This is a genomic window from Streptomyces sp. NPDC059852 (assembly GCF_042731455.1).
Taxonomy (GTDB): Bacteria; Actinomycetota; Actinomycetes; order Streptomycetales; family Streptomycetaceae; genus Streptomyces.
In genome coordinates this window covers 224,725-241,569 of sequence record NZ_JBHWJK010000011.1, presented here as the reverse complement: position 1 = coordinate 241,569, position 16,845 = coordinate 224,725, and the positions used below count along the sequence as shown (strand labels likewise).

The window sequence follows — 16,845 nt, the reverse complement described above, 5'->3', positions numbered from 1 at the left end:
ACCTCGCCTATCCGGTGCTGGCGGTGGGTGTGGGGTTGTTTTTTTTTTTCTGCCCCCGGGGGGGCCCCCCCCCCGCCCCGGGGGCCGCCCCCGCCCGGTCCGTGTGCCAGGGGTCAGCGGTGCCGCTTGCGCAGGGCCGCCATGTTGTCGTAGCTGATCTTGGCCTCGCGCAGCGACTGCGCGGGGTCGGTGGCGCTCGGGGAGTTGTCGTCCTCCACCATCGGGTTGCGGTAGTTGCTCAGCCCGACCCGGGAGAAGAACGTCGTGTAGTCGATGTCGCCGGTGCCGAACGGCACCATGTCCCAGCCCATGCCGTTGGTGGTGCTGACGACACCGTCCTTGGCGTGGAAGAGCGGGTAGCGCTTGTTGTACCGGGTGACCAGGGCCGCCGGGTCGAACACGTTCTCGCGGGTGGAGCCGTCGTGGGCGGTGTAGGTGTGGAACTTGTACTGGGCGACGTGCGCCCAGAAGATGTCCATCTCCAGCCAGACCACCTTCGGGTCGGTGATCTTGAGGAAGTACTCCAGCTTCCGGATGCCCGAGCTGCGGGTCGGCCGGCCCTGGTCGTCCAGCGGGCCGCCGTCGAGCAGGAAGCCGTAGGCGCTGTCGTGGTTGTGGGTGTAGAGCTTGATGCCCGCCCGGTGGGCTATCTCACCGAGGGCGTTCCACTTGTCGGCGGCCACGTCCCAGTCGGCCCGGTAGGAGCTGCCGGTGGGGTCGCCGCCGGTGCCCATGTGGTCCATGCCGAGGATGTTGGCGATCTCCAGGTGCTTCTTGAAGGTGTCCTTGTCGGCCGTCGTCAGCGGCCAGGACGACGGGATGAAGCCGTGGTTGCCCTGGGCGCGCAGTCCGTACTCGTCGAGCCAGCGGCGCAGCAGCCGGGCGCCCTCGACCGACTCCAGGCTCGCGCCACCGGGGGCGTTCGCGTGCTGGTTGTACCCGGCGAACTCGACCTGGCGGTAGCCGTGCCGGGCGAGCTGCTTGAACACCTCGCGGAAGCCGGACGGCAGGTCGCTGGCGAGCGGGTCGCGGGCCGTGGCGTCCCGGACGGTGTAGAGGATGATGCCGCGCTTGTGGGGTGGCACGAGCACCTTGCCACGGCCGTGGTCGTGTCCATGGCCGTGGCCGTGGTCTCTGCCCCGGTCCTGGGCGAGGGCCGGCGCGGCGCCGAGGACGGGGGCGGCGACCGCTCCGGCGGCCACGGCGGTGCAGGTGCTCAGGAAGCGGCGCCGGCCCACGCCGAGGCTGCGGCGCAGCGCCTCGTCGGGGGTGTCGGTGAGCGGGACGGCTGGGGTGCTGGGGTCGTTGTACGGGGTCACGGGTGCCCTGCCTTCTGGGTCGTGGCCGGTGCCGGTGGCGCCGGGACCGGCCGTTGTCAGTGCCGTGTGTTTCACTCTCGGTAGTCGGATTTCGGCGGCCGTGCGTGGTGCGGTGTCAGCCGAGTCCGGCGAGCCGGAGCAGGAGTTGCTTGACGTCGGTGGCCGCGACGCGGTCACCGACAGCGCGGGGGGTGGAGCAGATGAGGAGCGGACCGTCGTCGTCGCTCGCGGGGAGGCGGCCGTGGCTGCCGCGAATAGGTGAGGGGTCCAGGGGCACGACCGCCATGCGGTAGCGCATGCCGAGTTTCTTGCGGGCCAGCGCGGTCGCGGCCTTGACCTTGACGTAGGGGTCGAGGGGGTCCATGAAGAGCTCGACCGGGTCGTAGCCGGGTTTGCGATGGATCTCGACGAGCTGCGCGAAGTCGGGCGCGCGGTCGTCGTCGAGCCAGTAGTAGTACGTGAACCAGGCGTCGGGCTCCGCGACGGCGACGAGTTCGCCGGAGCGCGGGTGGTCGAGGTGGTGGGCCTTCTTGCCCTCGTCGTCGAGGAGCTGGTCGATGCCGGGCAGGTCCTGGAGGGCTTCCCTGGTCGCCTCGAGGTCCTCGGGCCGGCGGACGTAGACGTGCGCGATCTGGTGGTCGGCGACGGCGAACGCCCGGGACGCCATCGGGTCCAGGTACTCCATGCCGTCCTGGGTGTGCACCTCGAGGAGTCCGGCGCGGCGCAGGGCCCGGTTGATGTCGACGGGGCGGTCGGCGCGGGTGATGCCGTACTCGGAGAGCGCGACGACGGTACGGCCCTGGGCGCGGGCGTCGTCCAGGAGCGGGGCGAGGGCCGCGTCCAGGTCGGCGGCGGCCTTCAGGGAGCGCGGGTCGTCGGGGCCGAAGCGTTGCAGGTCGTAGTCGAGATGAGGGAGGTAGCACAGGGTCAGGTCGGTGTCGCGGGTGCGCATGACGTGCCGGGTGGCGTCGATGATCCAGCGGCTCGACACGAGGTCCGCGCCGGGGCCCCAGAAGTGGAACAGCGGGAAGGTGCCCAGTTCGTCGGTGAGTTCGTCGTGCAGGGCGGGGGGCCGGGTGTAGCAGTCGGGTTCCTTGCGGCCGTCGGCGTAGTAGACGGGACGGGGGGTGACGGTGATGTCGGTGTCGGCGCCCATGGCGTACCACCAGCAGATATTGGCGACGGTGTAGCCGGGGTGGGCGCGGCGGGCGGCGTCCCACAGCTTGTCGCCGGAGACCAGTCCGTTGTGCTGGCGCCACAGCAGGACGTCGCCGAGCTCGCGGAAGTACCAGCCGTTGCCGACGATGCCGTGCTCGGACGGGTGGGTGCCGGTGAGGAACGTGGACTGGGCGGCGCAGGTGACGGCGGGCAGGACGGTGCCGAGCGGCGCCTGGGAGCCGGACTGGGCGAGCCTCTTCAGGTGGGGCATGTGGTGCAGGAGACGGGGGGTGAGGCCGACGACGTCCAGGACGAGGAGCGGTGTGGGGCGGCCGGTGGCGCCGGAGGGATCGCCGGGCCGGGTGGCCGGGTCGGGTCGCTCGGTCATGGCAGCTCCTTCAGGCCGAGGTCGGTCAGCAGGTCGCGGGCGAGGGTGAGTTCTGCGGCGATGCCGTCGGCGAGCTGATTGCGGGCGCGCGGCCGCAGCTCGGGGGGCAGGGCCTGCCAGGTGTAGGTCTCGACCTCGAGGTGGTGGGTGAGCGGCTTCGGTCCGCCGGCCAGCCGGGTCAGTGCGGACTTCAGGACGGGGAGCGTGGAGGTGAGGGGCGCCGCGGGCGCGGCGTGCAGCGGTACGTGGAAGTGGGCGCGCCACGGCGAGGCGTCGGGCAGGGCGTCACCGGTGAGGGCCTCGCCGAGGTCGTCGGTGCCGCGCAGGCCGGCGGCGGTGGTGACGCGGGTCTGGTGCAGGAAGCGGGGTTCGTCGAAGGCGGCGAGCGCTTCACGGACCTCGGGGAGGTGCGGGTCCTCGGCGTGCAGCGCGGCGGACAGCTGGGACTTGACGACGGGGACGCCGGCCGCGGTGAGGGCGTCCAGGGCGGTGTGCGGGTCTTCGAAGGAGGTGGCGAGGTGGCAGGTGTCGACGCAGACGCCGATGCGGGGGTGGTCGATGGCGGCGAGCGGGGCGAGGGCGTCGCCGGTGGTCTCGACGACGCAGCCGGGTTCGGGTTCGAGGCCGACGCGGATGTCCCGGCCGGTGAGGTCCTGGAGGGCGTCGAGGCGTTCACCGAGGGAGGCGAGGGCCGCGCGGGCGGTTTCGGCGCGCCGGTCGTCGTAGGCGGTCCGCCAGGCCAGGGGCAGCGTGGAGATGGTGCCGCGGGTGACGTCGTCGGGCAGCAGTCCGGCGAGGACGCGGGCGAGGGCGGTGGTGTGCTCCAGGCGTTCGGGGTCGGCCCAGTCCGGCTTGTAGACGCGGTACTTGACCTCCTCGGCGCCGAAGCCCTCGTAGGGGAAGCCGTTGAGGGTGACAACCTCCAGGCCGCGCCGGTCGAGTTCGGTGCGCAGCCCGCGCAGCGCGGACGGGTCGGAGACGAGGGCCCGGGCGGCGTCCCTGGCGAGCCACAGGCCGATGCCGAGGCGGTCGCGTCCGAGGCGCCGACGGACCGGTTCGCAGTGGTCGCGCAGCTGGGCGAGGACACCGTCCAGGGTCTCCGCCGGGTGGACGTTGGTGCAGTAGGCGAGGTGAACGGTGGAGCCGTCGGGGTGCCGGAAGCGCATGGGTCACGCCCCCGGGACCGCGGTCGCCCCGTGCCGGTCCGCCGCCGCGCCGGCCGGTGCCGTACCGGGGTCCTGCGCCGGTGCCATGCCGGGGTCCTGCGCCGGACTCGTGCCGGGGTCCTTCGGTACGCCGCGCAGGATGGAGTTGCCCTCGTGGGTGGCGTCCGGGGTGGGCACGTCGAGGGTGAGGCGGCCGCTGAGCCCGTAGAAGGCGACGGGGTTGCGCCACAGCACCCGGTCCACGTCGTCCTCGCCGAAGCCCTCGGCCAGCATCAGGTCGGCGACCTTGCGGGTCTTCAGCGGGTCGCTGCGGCCCCAGTCGGCCGCGGAGTTCACCAGGACCCGCTCGGGGCCGTAGGCACGCAGGATGGCGACCATCCGTTCCTCGTCCATCTTGGTGTCGGGATAGACGGAGAAACCGAGCCAGCAGCCGCTGTCCTTGGCCTCCTTGACGGTGGTCTCGTTCAGGTGGTCGATCAGGACGTGGTCCATGGGCAGGGCGGACTCGCGGACCACGTCGAGGGTGCGGCGCAGGCCGGCGAGCTTGTCGCGGTGCGGGGTGTGGACCAGCGCGGGCAGCTCATGGGCGGCGGCGAGTTCGAGCTGGGCCGCGAGGGCGGTGTCCTCGGCGGGGGTCATCGAGTCGTAGCCGATCTCGCCGACGGCGACGACCTGGTCCTTGACGAGATACCGGGGAAGCGCGTCGAGGACCGGGACGCAGCGCGGATCGTTCGCCTCCTTGGGGTTGAGCGCGAGGGTGCAGTGGTGGGCGATGCCGTGCTGGGCGGCACGGAACGGCTCCCAGCCGAGGAGGGAGTCGAAGTAGTCGAGGAAGGAGGCGGGAGAGGTGCGGGGCTGGCCGAGCCAGAAGGAGGGTTCGACGACGGCACGGACACCGGCGGCGTACATGGCCTCGTAGTCGTCGGTGGTGCGCGACGTCATGTGGATGTGGGGGTCGAAGAGGCGCATCGGGACTCCTTGCCGTCGGGTGCGCTCAGCCGTGGTCGGCGGCGGGCGCTGAGGGGGTGGCCGGGGGGTCGGTCAAGGTCAGGACGCGGTGCAGGTCGGCGGGGACGGCGCGGCCGGCGGCGGTGCGCTCGGCCGCGTAGTCGGTCAGCATGCGGGCGAGTTCGGTGTCGCGGTGCGCCCGGCGGTCCAGGTCCGCCACGGCGTCGACGGGCACTCCGGTGAACAGGCACTTCAGGACGGCGTGACGCCAGGCGTGGGTGTCGAGGTACCGGGCGGCGTAGGGGCCGACGGCGGCGGTGAGGAGCCGGGTGTCGTTGGTGCGCAGGGCGTCCTCGACGAGCGGCAGTCCCTCACGGCCGGGCACCAGGTGCGGCAGGGCGTACAGGACGGCGCGGCGTTCGGCGCCGGTGCCCTGGTAGTAGACCCGGGCGAGCGCCTCGGCGTCGGCGCGGGCCGCGTGCAGGATGAGGACGCGGGCGGCGTCGGCGTGCACGGGACCGCAGCGTCGGCCGGCCTCGGCGATGCGCAGCTCCCACACCGAGATGGGGCCGTGGGTGCCGGGGTGCGCGGCGGCCTCGTCGAGGGCCCGCCGCAACCAGCCGCGGGCCGGTTCGTCGAGCAGGGCGGTGAGGTGGTCGCGCAGTTCGGCGGGGGTGGCGGTGGCGAGGGTGGCGGTGCCGGGGTGCGCCTCGGTGGTGCCGGCTGCGGGGGCGGCGCCCGCCGAGGCACCGCCGGTCGCCGAACCGCCGGTCGCCGAGCCGGTGGCCGGCGCTCCGGTGGCCGGCGCTCCGGTGGCAGGCGCTCCGGTGGCAGGCGTGACGTCCGCCGTAGTGCCGGTCCCGGGTCTGCCTCCCGTGCCGGTGCCGGGGTCGGTGAGCGGGTCGTCGGCCGTGTCCGCGCCCGGGGTCGCCGGGCTGGTGCGGGGGTGGGTCATGAGGTGCTCCCTTCAGGGGTGGCGGAGGGATCGCCGTGCGACGGGACGGGGAGGGGTGGGGCGAGGGCCGTGGCCTCGGCGCGGCGGAGGAACGGGAGGGACAGCTCGGCGTGGTGGGGTCCGGCGTGGGAGTGGCGGGGCAGTTCGACGACGGTCAGGCCCTGGTAGCCGGTGGCGGCGAGGGCCGCGAGGACGGGCGGGAAGTCGATCTCCCCCTCCCCGAACGGAAGGTGCTCGTGGACACCGCGCCGCATGTCCTCGATCTGCACATGGCGCAACCAGGGTGCGGCGGCGCGCACGCAGTCGGCGGGAGAGGAGGTCTCCAGGCACTGGCAGTGGCCGATGTCGAGGGTGAGCCCGAGCGGGCCGGGGTCGCCCAGGAGGTGGCGCAGCCGGTGGAAGTCGTCGAGGCGGGCCACGAGGTGGCCGGGTTCCGGCTCGACGGCGAGGGGTACGCCGGCGGCTGCGGCGGCGTCCAGGACCGGGGCGAGGCTGTCGGCCAGACGCTTCCACGCCGTGTCCTCGTCCGTGCCGGGTGGGAGGACGCCGCTGAAGCAGTGCACGGCGTGGGCGCCGAGGTCGGCGGCGACCCGGACGGCCCGCAGCAGCAGGTCGACGCGGCGGGCACGGTCGCCGGGCTCCGCGTCCAGGAGGGAGGGGCCGTGTTTGCGGCGGGCGTCGAGCACATAGCGGGCGCCGGTCTCCACGGTGACGCCCAGGCCGAGGTCGGCCAGCCGCCGGGCGAGGCGGCCGGTGCGGGCGGCCAGGTCCGGGGCGTAGGGGTCGAGGTGCATGTGGTCGAGCGTCAGGCCGAGGCCGTCGTAACCGAGGTCGGCGAGGAGGCCGAGGGCGTCGTCGAGCCGGAGGTCGGCGAGACCGTTGGTGCCGTACCCGAAGCGGAGGGGGGTGGGAGGGGCGGTGGCCGCGATGCCAGGGGCGTGGGCCGGGCGGGGCGCGGACAGCGGGGTATCCGGTGCGGACCGCCGGGCCGGGGCGGCGGCCTGCCCGGCGGGCTGCGCGGCGGACCCGGTGCCCTGCCCGGGCCGCCGGGCGGTGGGCTGCGTGGTCGACTCGACGTCCTGCGCGGCGGACCCGGTGCCCTGCACAGGCCGCCCGGCGGTGGGCTGCGCGGTCGACTCGGCCTCCTGCGCAGTCGCCCGGCCAGGGGCGGCGGCTCCCGTGGCGGGCCGGGCCGTGGCCGGCGACGGGGTGGGCCAGGAGCTCATGTGATGCTCACCTTCTTCGCGTACCGCCGCCCGAGTGGGGCGAGCGCGGCGATGGCCAGGGCGGTGAGCCCGGCTCCGGCGCGGGCCGCGAGCGCCGCCTGGAGCGGGATGGTGGCGCGGATCCCGCCACCGACCGCCCGCTGGGTGAGGGGCGGTGAGGGGTTGAGCGCCGCGTGGGTGTACGGGCGTCCGGCGGTGACGGCGTAGGCGGCGGCCAGGCCCGTGCGCAGGGCTTGGCCGGGAGCAGAACCACCCCCCACGGAGCCGTTCCCCAGGGCACCGGTCCTCACGGAGGGGCCAGCCCGCCCCGAAGCCCCAGGAGCCCCCGCCCCTTCCCCGCGCGCCAGCAGCCGCGCCAGGACCGCCGTCGCCCCCAGGGCCGCCAGGGGTGGGAGGGAGGTGCCGCCCCGGGTCTCGCGGCGGGAGACGGCGGTCACCGCGAGGGTGTGGGTGCCGAGCAGGGCCGCGGAGGACAGGGCGGCCCGGGGGCGGCCGGTGGTGGCGGCCGCGCCGAGCAGGTGGTCGAGGCCGCGGGCGGCGGCCATGGCGACGGGCCCGGCGGGGGTGTGCTTGAGGCCGAGGTCGTACGCCCAGACGGTGGCGGCCAGCGGGGCCGCCACCGCCAGGGCGGGGCGGCCGGCCCCGGCGGCCAGGCCGAGGCCGGCGGCGGTCAGGGCGCAGGCCGCCGCGAGGGCGGACGACGGCCGGATACGGCCGGAGGGCAGGGGGCGGTGGGGGCGTTCGGCGGCGTCCTCCGCCCGGTCCGCCCAGTCGTTGAGGGCCATGCCGGCCTCGTAGAGGCAGAGGGAGGAGCCGATGGCGAGCAGGGTGCGGGGGCCGGGCCGGGCCCCGGTGGCGACGGCGCCGCTGAGGGCGTCGCCGGGGACGGTGAACAGGGCTGGCAGACGCAGCAGTTCGGCCCATGCGCGGCGACGGCTCACGGACGCTCCTCCGCGTGACCGGCGTCCGCCGGGCGCAGCCGCTCCCCCAGCTCCAGCAGGGCCCCGTACTGTTCGCCGAGGCTCGCCGGGCCGTCGCCCACGGGGTCCTTGAAGTAGAAGCCGAGCGGGGCGAGCGGGCCGGAGAGGCCGGCCTCGTGGGCGCGGGCGGTGAGGCGGACCAGGTCCAGGACGAGGGGGGCCGCGAGGGCCGAGTCGCAGCCCTGCCAGATGGTCTGCAGGACCATGCGGGTGCCGAGGAAGCCGTCGAAGGCGATGTGGTCCCAGGCGGTCTTCCAGTCGCCGAGGGCCGGGACGTCGTCGATGTGGACCTCGCCCTCGGGGACGGTGCCGAGGGTGTCGGCGAGGACGCGTTCCTTGCCCGCGTTCTTCGCGGCGGCGGCGGCCGGGTCGGCGAGGGCGGCGCCGTCCCCGCCGCCGAGCAGGTTGGTGCCGGACCAGGCGCGGACGGTCAGGGCCCGCTGGGCGAACATCGGGCCCAGCACGGCACGTAGCAGGGTCTGGCCGGTCTTGCCGTCGCGTCCGGCGTGGGGCAGGCCGCTCTCCTCGGCCTCGCGGGCGGCGACGGGGTGGTGCAGGCCCTCGGAGGGCGTGAAGTTGACGTAGGGGCAGCCGGCGCGCAGGGCGGCGAGGGCGTACAGGGTGCTGACGGGCAGGGGTGCGTCCGCGCGGCCCTCGGAGGCGGGTTCGGTGGAGGCGACGTTCACCACGACCGTCCGTCGCAGGGCGTGGCGGCGGGTGAAGTCGCGGATGTCGGCGGCGAACGCGTCGATCAGTTCGGCCTCGGTGCGGGTGTCCCCGCGGGTGGGGCCGCCGGGCCTGATCTCGTGGTCGGCGGCGGCGAGTTCGGAGGCGACGGCGGTGGCGACGCCGGGCGGGAGGACTCCCCCGGCGGTCAGGGTCTCGGCGCGCTTGGGCAGCGGGCAGTCGAGGGTGTCGTGGCCGCCGAAGACAAGGTCGGACAGGGCGGGCAGGCCGCTGCCGGTGAAGGCGGGGGTCTCGGTGACCATGCCGGTCGGCGGGTGCAGTCCGGCGGCGATGGCGGCGCATCCCGTGATGACGGTGGTGGCGACGGAGCCCCGGGCTCCGATCAGCCACACCCCCGTACGCGGGCGGGGCAGGGGCGCGGAAGGGGACGCGGACGCGGACATGGGCAGCCTCCTGGTCGTGCGCGAACACCGGGGGGAGGGCGAGGGACGGCGGGCGGGGGTCCGGCGTCCCCCGCCCGCCGCCGTTCAGTCGCCCTGGACGGGCAGTTCCTTCAGCTGGACGTTGCGGAAGGAGACCTTGTCGTCGGCACCGTGGTTCTGCAGGCCGATGTAGCCGTCGGTCAGGCTCCGCTGGGGGTCCTTGTTGGTGAAGTCGTTGATCTTGACTCCGTTGAGGAACACCTGGAGGCGTTCGCCCTGGACCTTGATCTCGTAGGAGTTCCACTGGCCGGGCGGCCGGAGGACCTGGTCACGGGCCTTGATGTTGGCCGACTTGAACGAGTAGATCGCTCCGGTCGTGCGGTCGGGCGCGTCCGTGGCGTCGATCTGGATCTCGTAGCCCTTGTCGACCGCGGACCAGGGGTCGTCGGAGGCCGGGAAGCCCACGAAGACACCGGAGTTGTCGTCGCCCCGCATCTTCCAGTCGAGCTTGAGGGAGTACGACTTCAGCTCCTTGGCCTGGTACCAGAGCAGGCCCATGCCGCCCTCGGTCTCCATGACCCCGTCGTCCTTGACGACGAACTTGCCGGGGCCGGCCTGCTTCCAGCCGTCCAGCGTCTGGCCGTTGAAGATCTTCCGGTAGCCCTTGCCCGGCTTGCAGTCCGCCTTGACCTGGCCGGTGGCGTACTGGAGGCCGCCGAGCAGATGGGCGCGGAAGGCTTCGTCGGCGTAGGACTCCTTGGTGTGGCCGCCGCCGGTGTAGAAGGAGCGGCCGCCGCCGTAGGTCTGGCACCAGGCGATCGGGTGGTCGCCCTTCATGGTGCCGCCCTGGTAGGTGGTCTCGTCCAGGGTGGCGAGGACCTTGGCCTGCTCACGCGGGTTGGTGCGGTAGTTGTACCACTCGTCGGTGCGCTCCCAGGTGTCGTCCAGGTGCGCGGTGGCGGGGTGGTCGTGGTCCTCGACGCGGACGGTGGCCTTCTGGATGGCCGGGTGCGAGGCGAAGTAGGCGCCGACGAGGCCGCCGTAGAACGCCCAGTCGTACTCGGTGTCGGCCGCGGCGTGGATGCCCATGTAGCCGCCACCGCCGGCCACGTAGTCCTCGAACGCCTTCTGCTGCTCGGCGTTCAGGACGTCACCCGTGGTGGACAGGAACGCCACCGCGTCGTACTTGGCGAGGTTGGTGGTGGTGAACTGCCGGGCCTCCTCGGTCGCGTCGACCGTGATGCCGGCCGGAGCCCCGAGTTCCTTCAGCGCGGCGACGCCGGCCGGGATGGAGTCGTGCCGGAAGCCGGCGGTCTTGGAGAAGACGAGGACCTTCTTGCCGCCCTTGAACGGCTGGGTGGAGAACTCGAAGTCGTCCACGTCGTACAGGGCGCCCTCGCCGCCCTTGAAGACCAGGTAGATCTCGGTGGTCTTCTTGGGCAGGGCGCGCAGCGGCACGTCGACGTTCTGGAACGTCTCCCAGCTGCCGGTCGGCGGGATGTACGCCGAGCCGTGCAGGGGGCCGTCGGGCGAGCCGGTGCGCAGTTCGATGAAGCCGCCGGAGCCGCCGGAGGAGGCCCGTACGGTCATCTTCTTCTGCCCGTCGAACCGGTAGGGGCTGAAGGAGATCCAGTCGCCGTCGTTGATGTCGCCGACGGTCTTGCCCCCGTTGGCTTGCGCCTTGTCGAACGTGTTGACGCCGGACTGGGCGGTGAAGTGCTCGGCCTGGCGGTGCAGCGGCTGGACCACGGCCCGGGCGGTGCCGGTCAGGGCCTCCTGGCCGTTCGCCCCGCCGTCGGTGTAGCTGGCGCCGACCACGCCGTAGATGTTGGCGTTGGGGTCGTGTCCACCGTCACCGGGGGGCGGGTTCAGGGTGCCCTCGCAGCCCATCTCGCTGGTGAGTTCGTGGGCGTGGGAGTCGTGGCCGAGGCTGTAGGCGACCTTGACCTTGGAGCAGTCGACGGTCTCCTCGGGGTCGGTCACCGTCACCTTGAAGGGGACGGGCTTGCCGAACTCGGCGAGCGACCCGTTGCCCGGGACGTCGATGCGGACCTTGGGTTCGGTGTTGCCGACGACGATCCGGACACTGGCGTTGCCCGTGTTGCCCTCGGGGTCCTTGGCGGTGAAGGTGGCGCTGTAGGTGCCGACCTTCTTGTACTGGTGGGTGGGGGTCAGGCCCGCGCCCTTGGTGCCGTCGCCGAAGTCCCAGCTGTAGGTGAGGTCCGTGGAGTCGGCGTCCTTCGCGGAGCCGGTGAACTTGACCTTGAGGCCGGCCGCGCCGGACGTCTTGTCGGCGCTCACCTCGGCGATCGGGGAGAAGCCGTCCTCGGCGTTCTCGATCCGGTACAGCGCCGAGTCCTTGTCCCCCTGGAACCAGGACAGGCCGTAGTCGAGGACGTAGAGCGCGCCGTCGGGGCCGAACTCCATGTCCATGATCTGGGTACCGGTCCACGGGAAGTCGTTGATCTTCGCGACGGAGCCGTCGGAGGTCTGCTCGATCCGCTTGATCCAGCGGCGCCCGAACTCACCCGCGAAGAAGTCGCCGTCGTACTCCTCGGGGAACTTCACCTTGGAGTCGAGGTCCGCGTCGTAGCGGTAGACCGGGCCGCCCATCGGGGACTCGGAGCCGCTGCCGAACTCGGGCACGGAACCGCCGTCGTAGGGGATCCAGGCGGGCTGGGCGGGCGGCAGGTCGGTGAGGCCGGTGTTGTGCGGCGAGGTGTTCTTCGGGGCGTCGCAGTCGAACTTCTCACCGGAGACGCCGGTGCCGAAGTCGTAGGCGTTGTACGCGTCGTTGTCGCCGGTGCAGAACGGCCAGCCGAAGTTCCCGGCCTTGGTGACCTTGGCGAACTCGACCTGTCCGGCGGGCCCGCGGGTGGGGCTGGCGGCGCCGGCGTCGGGGCCGTAGTCACCGACGTAGACGATGCCGGTCTTCTTGTCGACGCTGATCCGGAACGGGTTGCGGAAGCCCATCGCGTAGATCTCGGGGCGGGTCTTCTCGGTGCCCGGGGCGAAGAGGTTGCCCTCCGGAATGGTGTACGAGCCGTCCTCGGCGACCTTGATGCGCAGGATCTTGCCGCGCAGGTCGTTGGTGTTGCCGGCGCTGCGGCGGGCGTCGAAGGCCGGGTTGCGGTTCGGCCGGTCGTCGATCGGGGTGTAGCCGTCGGAGGAGAAGGGGTTGGTGTCGTCGCCGGTCGACAGGTACAGGTTGCCGTCGGCGTCGAAGGCGATGTCGCCGCCGACGTGGCAGCAGGTGCCGCGGGAGGCGGCGACGTCCAGGACCTTCTTCTCGCTGCCGAGGTTCAGGGTCCCGTTGGCGTTGAGGGTGAAGCGGGACAGGCGGTTGACGCCGTCGAACTTCTTGAAGTCCTCGGCGGTGCCGTTCTCCGGGGCGTCGCCCGCGGGGGTGTCCAGCGGCGGGGCGTAGTACAGGTAGATGGCCCGGTTGTTCTTGAAGTCCGGGTCGATGCCGACGCCCTGGAGGCCCTCCTCGTCGTGGTTGTAGACGTCGAGGCGGCCGGCGATCTTGGTGACGCCGCCCTGGTCGGTGAGGCGCAGGGTGCCGTCGCGCGAGGTGTGCAGGACGCTGCGGTCCGGGAGCACGGCGAGCGACATCGGCTCGCCCATCTCGGGTTCGCCCTTGGCGAGCGGCACCTGCTGGAACTGGCCCTCGGCGGCGACCGGTTCGTCGTGCTCGGGGTGGCCGGGGTGGGCGCCGGCGACGGTGGCCGGGGTGCCGACGGCCAGGAGCAGGCCGGTGAAGAGGGCGACGGTGGTGCGCAGTCTGCGACGGCTGGGGGTTCGGGTGTCTCTGAAACCGGTTCTGTGCACGAAGTCCCTCCGGGAACGGGGTGGGGCCGTACGGGTGGGTGCTTTGAGACGTGCGGTGCGGGCGCCGGGGTGCGCCGTCACCCCGGAGATAGGTGTGTCCTGAACACCTCAAGGACGGTAACCGGGTCCGTGCGGGGCGAACACCCCTTGCACCGGATTCGGTTGAACTTTTTCCCATCCGAGGACAAAGCTGGATTCGCGCAGGTCGGAGGGGGGATCGGCACACCTGCCGATCCCCTTCCCCGGCCTGCGGCCGGTCCCCCGGCTCAGCTGTTGAACGCGGCGTCGAAGGACGCGCTGGGCGGCTCGAAGTCGAAGGCCTTCAGGCGGCTCAGCGCCTCGGGGGCGCCCTGCAGCCGGTCCATGCCGGCGTCCTCCCACTCCACGGAGATCGGCCCCTGGTAGTCGATGGACCGCAGCATCCGGAAGACGTCCTCCCAGGGCACGTCCCCGTGTCCGGCCGACACGAAGTCCCAGCCGCGCCGCGGGTCGCCCCACGGCAGATGGGAGCCGAGGCGGCCGTTGCGTCCGTCGAGCCGCCTGCGGGCCTCCTTGCAGTCGACGTGGTAGATCCGGTCGCGGAAGTCCCACAGGAAGCCGACCGGGTCGAGGTCCTGCCACACGAAGTGCGACGGGTCGAAGTTCAGCCCGAACGCGGGCCGGTGGTCGACGGCCTCCAGGGTGCGTACGGTCGTCCAGTAGTCGTAGGCGATCTCGCTCGGGTGGACCTCGTGGGCGAAGCGCACGCCCTCGGCGTCGAAGACGTCCAGGATCGGGTTCCAGCGCTCGGCGAAGTCCTCGTAGCCGCGCTCGATCATCGACTCGGGGGCGGGCGGGAACATGGCGACCAGATGCCAGATGGCGGAGCCCGTGAACCCGATCACCGTGTCCACCCCGAAGGCCGCGGCGGCGCGCGCGGTGTCCTTGACGCGTTCCGCGGCCCGCCGGCGCACCCCCTCCGGGTCGCCGTCGCCCCAGATGTCACCGGGCAGGATCGCCTGGTGGCGTTCGTCGATGATGGCGTCGCAGACGGCCTGGCCCACCAGGTGGTTGGAGATCGCCCAGCACTTCAGGCCGTACTTGTCGAGGAGCTGGTGCCGGGACTCCACGTACCCGGGGTCGCTCAGCGCCTTGTCGACCTCGAAGTGGTCGCCCCAGCAGGCGAGTTCGAGCCCGTCGTAGCCGAAGTCGCGGGCGAGCCGGCAGACCTCCTCCAGGGGCAGGTCGGCCCATTGGCCGGTGAACAGCGTGAACGTGCGCGGCATTCTCGTTGGCCTCCTCAGACGGCGATCGGGGTGAAGACGGAGTTCTTCTCGGCGCTCTCCTCGACCGCCGCCAGGACCCGCTGGACCTGGAGTCCGTCGGCGAACGAGGGCTGTGGCGGGCGCTTCTCGGCCACGGCGTGCACCAGGTCGCGGGCCTGGTGCACGAAGGAGTGCTCGTAGCCGAGTCCGTGCCCCGGCGGCCACCAGGCGTCCAGGTACGGGTGGTCGGGTTCGGTCACGAGGATGCGGCGGAACCCGGCGTGCGTGCCCGGCTCCCGGCCGTCGTGGTACGAGAGCTCGTTGAGCCGTTCCAGGTCGAAGGCGAGCGAGCCGTGCTCGCCGTTCAGCTCGATGCGCAGGGCGTTCTTGCGGCCGGTGGCGTAGCGGGTGGCCTCGAAGGAGGCGAGCGCGCCGGAGGCGAAGCGGCCCGTGAACAGGGCGGCGTCGTCGACCGTGACCGCGCCGGTGGCCTCGCCGGCCTCCACGGCGGACAGGCCGCTCGCCGCTCCGCCGGGCAGCGGGCGCTCCCGGACGAAGGTCTCGGTCAGCGCGGACACCCCGGTCAGCCGCTCCCCCGCGAGGTGCTGCGCGAGGTCCACGATGTGCGCGCCGAGGTCGCCGAGCGAGCCGGAGCCGGCCGACTCCCTGCGCAGCCGCCAGGTCAGCGGGAACTGCGGGTCCACCAGCCAGTCCTGGAGGTAGGTGACCCGTACGTGGCGCAGCCGGCCGAGCCGGCCCTCGGCGACCATGGCGCGGGCCAGCGCGGTGGCCGGCAGCCGGCGGTAGTTGAAGCCGACCATCGCGACCTGGCCGTTCGCCTGCGCCCGCTGGGCCGCCGCGGTCATCGCCTCGGCCTCCTCGACGGTGTTCGCGAGGGGCTTCTCGCACAGGACGTGCTTGCCGGCGTCCAGCGCCGCCAGCGCGATCTCGGCGTGGCTGTCGCCCGGGGTGCAGATGTCGACGAGGTCGATGTCGTCGCGGGCGATCAGGGCCCGCCAGTCGGTCTCCGCCGTCGCCCACCCGTGCCGGTCCGCGGCCGCGCGGACGGCGGTGGCGTCCCGGCCGCAGATCGCGGCGAGCACCGGGGTGCGGGGCAGGTCGAAGACCCGGCCCACGGTGCGCCAGCCCTGCGAGTGGGCCGCGCCCATGAAGGCGTAACCGACCATGCCGACGCGCAGGGGTGGTGCGCCGGACCCGGTGGCCCCTGCCTCCGCCTCGGCCTGGCCGGGCTGCTGCGGCTGTCCCATGCGATGGTCCTCCTCGTCGTCGTGCCGCGGTGGGGGGTAGGGGGGCGTCCCGTGCCCGGCGGTGCCGTCAAACCGGTCCACTCGTGGGTCCGGCGGCCCGGCCGGCGTCGTCGCACGGCCGGGCCGCCGGCGCTCGTGCCGGCCGGTGCAGCCGACGGCCGCCCCCTTCCCTGCCCGACGGACTCCCCGTTCCCGTCGGGCAGGGGGCGCCTCACTGGAAGCCGGTGGACATGTACTGGTCGACGTTGTCCTTGTCGACGACGGCCGAGTACAGGGTGATCGAGGCGGGGATCTCGAACTCGGCCATGCCGCCGACGCCCTTGCCCTGGCCCAGCGCACGGGCCAGGTCGATGGCGGACGCGGCCATCGTCGGCGGGTACAGGACCGTGGCCTTGAGGACCCCGTCGCCCTTCTTGATGGCCTGGAAGGCGGAGAGGGCACCGGCGCCGCCGACCATGAGGAAGTCGTCGCGGCCCGCCTGCTCGATGGCGCGCAGGGCGCCGACGCCCTGGTCGTCGTCGTGGTTCCACAGGGCGTCGAACTTCGACTGCGCCTGCAGGAGCTGGGACATCTTGGACTGCCCGGACTCGACGGTGAACTCGGCGGCCTGGCGGGCCACCTTCTTGATGTTGGGGTAGTTCTTCAGGGCGTCGTCGAAGCCCTGGGTGCGCTGCTTGGTCAGCTCCAGGTTGTCCAGTCCGGCCAGCTCGATGACCTTGGCGTCGGACTTGCCCTTGAGCTTCTCGCCGATGTAGTGCCCGGCGTTGAGGCCCATGCCGTAGTTGTCGCCGCCGATCCAGCAGCGGTACGCCTGCGGGGTGTTGAAGATCCGGTCGAGGTTGATGACCGGGATGCCGGCGCGCATCGCCTTGAGGCCGACCTGGGTGAGCGCCTTGCCGTCGGCGGGCAGGATCACCAGGACGTCGACCTTCTTGTTGATGAGGGTCTCGATCTGGCCGATCTGCTGGGCGGTGTCGTTGGAGCCCTCGGTGATCTCCAGCGTCACGTCGGAGTACTTCTTGGCGCGGCTCTTGGCGTTGTCGTTGATCGCGTTGAGCCAGCCGTGGTCGGCCTGCGGTCCGGCGAAGCCGATGGTGACCTGCTTGCCGGGCTTGTCGTCGGCGGCCGGCTGGTCGTTCGCGGCCGGTTCGTCCTTGGACTCGTTGCTCGTGCAACCCGCGAGGAGGGCTCCGGCGCCCACGGCGGCGGTTCCGAACAGCAGCCCTCTGCGGCTGGTGAACTCTGGCATGGCG

General features: G+C 72.8%; 11 protein-coding genes and 1 pseudogene. All 12 read right to left on the bottom strand.

The features are described 5' to 3' along the window. Positions 1–113 precede the first annotated feature (113 nt). The 12 genes and pseudogenes from ACFV46_RS17345 to ACFV46_RS17290 all read right to left on the bottom strand — a co-directional run bounded on the left by ACFV46_RS17345 (position 114) and on the right by ACFV46_RS17290 (position 16,841). Complete coding sequence (locus tag ACFV46_RS17345) at positions 114–1,319, bottom strand: sugar phosphate isomerase/epimerase family protein (protein ID WP_385498768.1); 1,206 nt, start codon at positions 1,317–1,319, stop codon at positions 114–116. A 115-nt stretch (positions 1,320–1,434) separates the two neighbouring features. Then, positions 1,435–2,865, bottom strand: a complete 1,431-nt coding sequence (locus ACFV46_RS17340; RefSeq protein ID WP_385498767.1) for an alkaline phosphatase family protein — start codon at positions 2,863–2,865, stop codon at positions 1,435–1,437. Next, positions 2,862–4,031 carry a metabolite traffic protein EboE gene (gene eboE / locus ACFV46_RS17335; protein ID WP_376727041.1) on the bottom strand — a complete coding sequence of 390 codons (1,170 nt, stop codon included), beginning with the start codon at positions 4,029–4,031 and terminating at the stop codon, positions 2,862–2,864. The genes ACFV46_RS17340 and eboE overlap by 4 nt, the downstream gene beginning before the upstream one ends. Positions 4,032–4,034: 3 nt before the next feature. Then, entirely contained in the window at positions 4,035–5,000 is a 966-nt protein-coding gene (locus ACFV46_RS17330; RefSeq protein ID WP_385498766.1) for a TatD family hydrolase, read from the bottom strand. A gap of 25 nt (positions 5,001–5,025) precedes the next feature. Next, positions 5,026–5,715: pseudogene (locus ACFV46_RS17325) on the bottom strand (EboA domain-containing protein); the annotation flags it as partial. A 215-nt stretch (positions 5,716–5,930) separates the two neighbouring features. Continuing rightward, complete coding sequence (locus tag ACFV46_RS17320) at positions 5,931–6,896, bottom strand: sugar phosphate isomerase/epimerase family protein (RefSeq protein WP_376727072.1); 966 nt, start codon at positions 6,894–6,896, stop codon at positions 5,931–5,933. 260 nt (positions 6,897–7,156) lie between these two features. Further along, positions 7,157–8,101: an SCO3242 family prenyltransferase gene (locus ACFV46_RS17315; RefSeq protein ID WP_385498765.1), complete on the bottom strand. Its 945-nt coding sequence runs from the start codon at positions 8,099–8,101 to the stop codon at positions 7,157–7,159. Beyond that, positions 8,098–9,270, bottom strand: coding sequence for an inositol-3-phosphate synthase (locus ACFV46_RS17310; RefSeq protein WP_385498764.1), 1,173 nt, complete (start codon positions 9,268–9,270; stop codon positions 8,098–8,100). Before ACFV46_RS17310 ends, ACFV46_RS17315 begins: the two co-directional genes overlap by 4 nt. Before the next feature lie 84 nt (positions 9,271–9,354). After that, the gene (locus ACFV46_RS17305; RefSeq protein WP_385498763.1) at positions 9,355–13,080 is read right to left on the bottom strand and encodes a ThuA domain-containing protein; all 3,726 of its coding nucleotides are present in this window, start codon (positions 13,078–13,080) and stop codon (positions 9,355–9,357) included. A 266-nt stretch (positions 13,081–13,346) separates the two neighbouring features. Continuing rightward, on the bottom strand, positions 13,347–14,345 hold the full coding sequence (locus ACFV46_RS17300; RefSeq protein WP_361928134.1) for a sugar phosphate isomerase/epimerase family protein: 999 nt from the start codon (positions 14,343–14,345) through the stop codon (positions 13,347–13,349). A 14-nt stretch (positions 14,346–14,359) separates the two neighbouring features. Next, complete coding sequence (locus ACFV46_RS17295; protein WP_385498761.1) at positions 14,360–15,592, bottom strand: Gfo/Idh/MocA family protein; 1,233 nt, start codon at positions 15,590–15,592, stop codon at positions 14,360–14,362. A gap of 211 nt (positions 15,593–15,803) precedes the next feature. Further along, on the bottom strand, positions 15,804–16,841 hold the full coding sequence (locus ACFV46_RS17290; protein WP_361928128.1) for a substrate-binding domain-containing protein: 1,038 nt from the start codon (positions 16,839–16,841) through the stop codon (positions 15,804–15,806). Between the last annotated feature and the right edge of the window lie 4 nt (positions 16,842–16,845).

What these genes read in the sequence shown, in the direction of transcription:
- ACFV46_RS17340 (WP_385498767.1), bottom strand. Translation starts at nt 2,865, where the DNA reads ATGACCGAGCGACCCGACCCGGCCACCCGGCCCGGCGATCCCTCCGGC.
- eboE (WP_376727041.1), bottom strand. Translation starts at nt 4,031, where the DNA reads ATGCGCTTCCGGCACCCCGACGGCTCCACCGTTCACCTCGCCTACTGC.
- ACFV46_RS17330 (WP_385498766.1), bottom strand. Translation starts at nt 5,000, where the DNA reads ATGCGCCTCTTCGACCCCCACATCCACATGACGTCGCGCACCACCGAC.
- ACFV46_RS17310 (WP_385498764.1), bottom strand. Translation starts at nt 9,270, where the DNA reads ATGTCCGCGTCCGCGTCCCCTTCCGCGCCCCTGCCCCGCCCGCGTACG.
- ACFV46_RS17300 (WP_361928134.1), bottom strand. Translation starts at nt 14,345, where the DNA reads ATGCCGCGCACGTTCACGCTGTTCACCGGCCAATGGGCCGACCTGCCC.
- ACFV46_RS17295 (WP_385498761.1), bottom strand. Translation starts at nt 15,592, where the DNA reads ATGGGACAGCCGCAGCAGCCCGGCCAGGCCGAGGCGGAGGCAGGGGCC.
- ACFV46_RS17290 (WP_361928128.1), bottom strand. Translation starts at nt 16,841, where the DNA reads ATGCCAGAGTTCACCAGCCGCAGAGGGCTGCTGTTCGGAACCGCCGCC.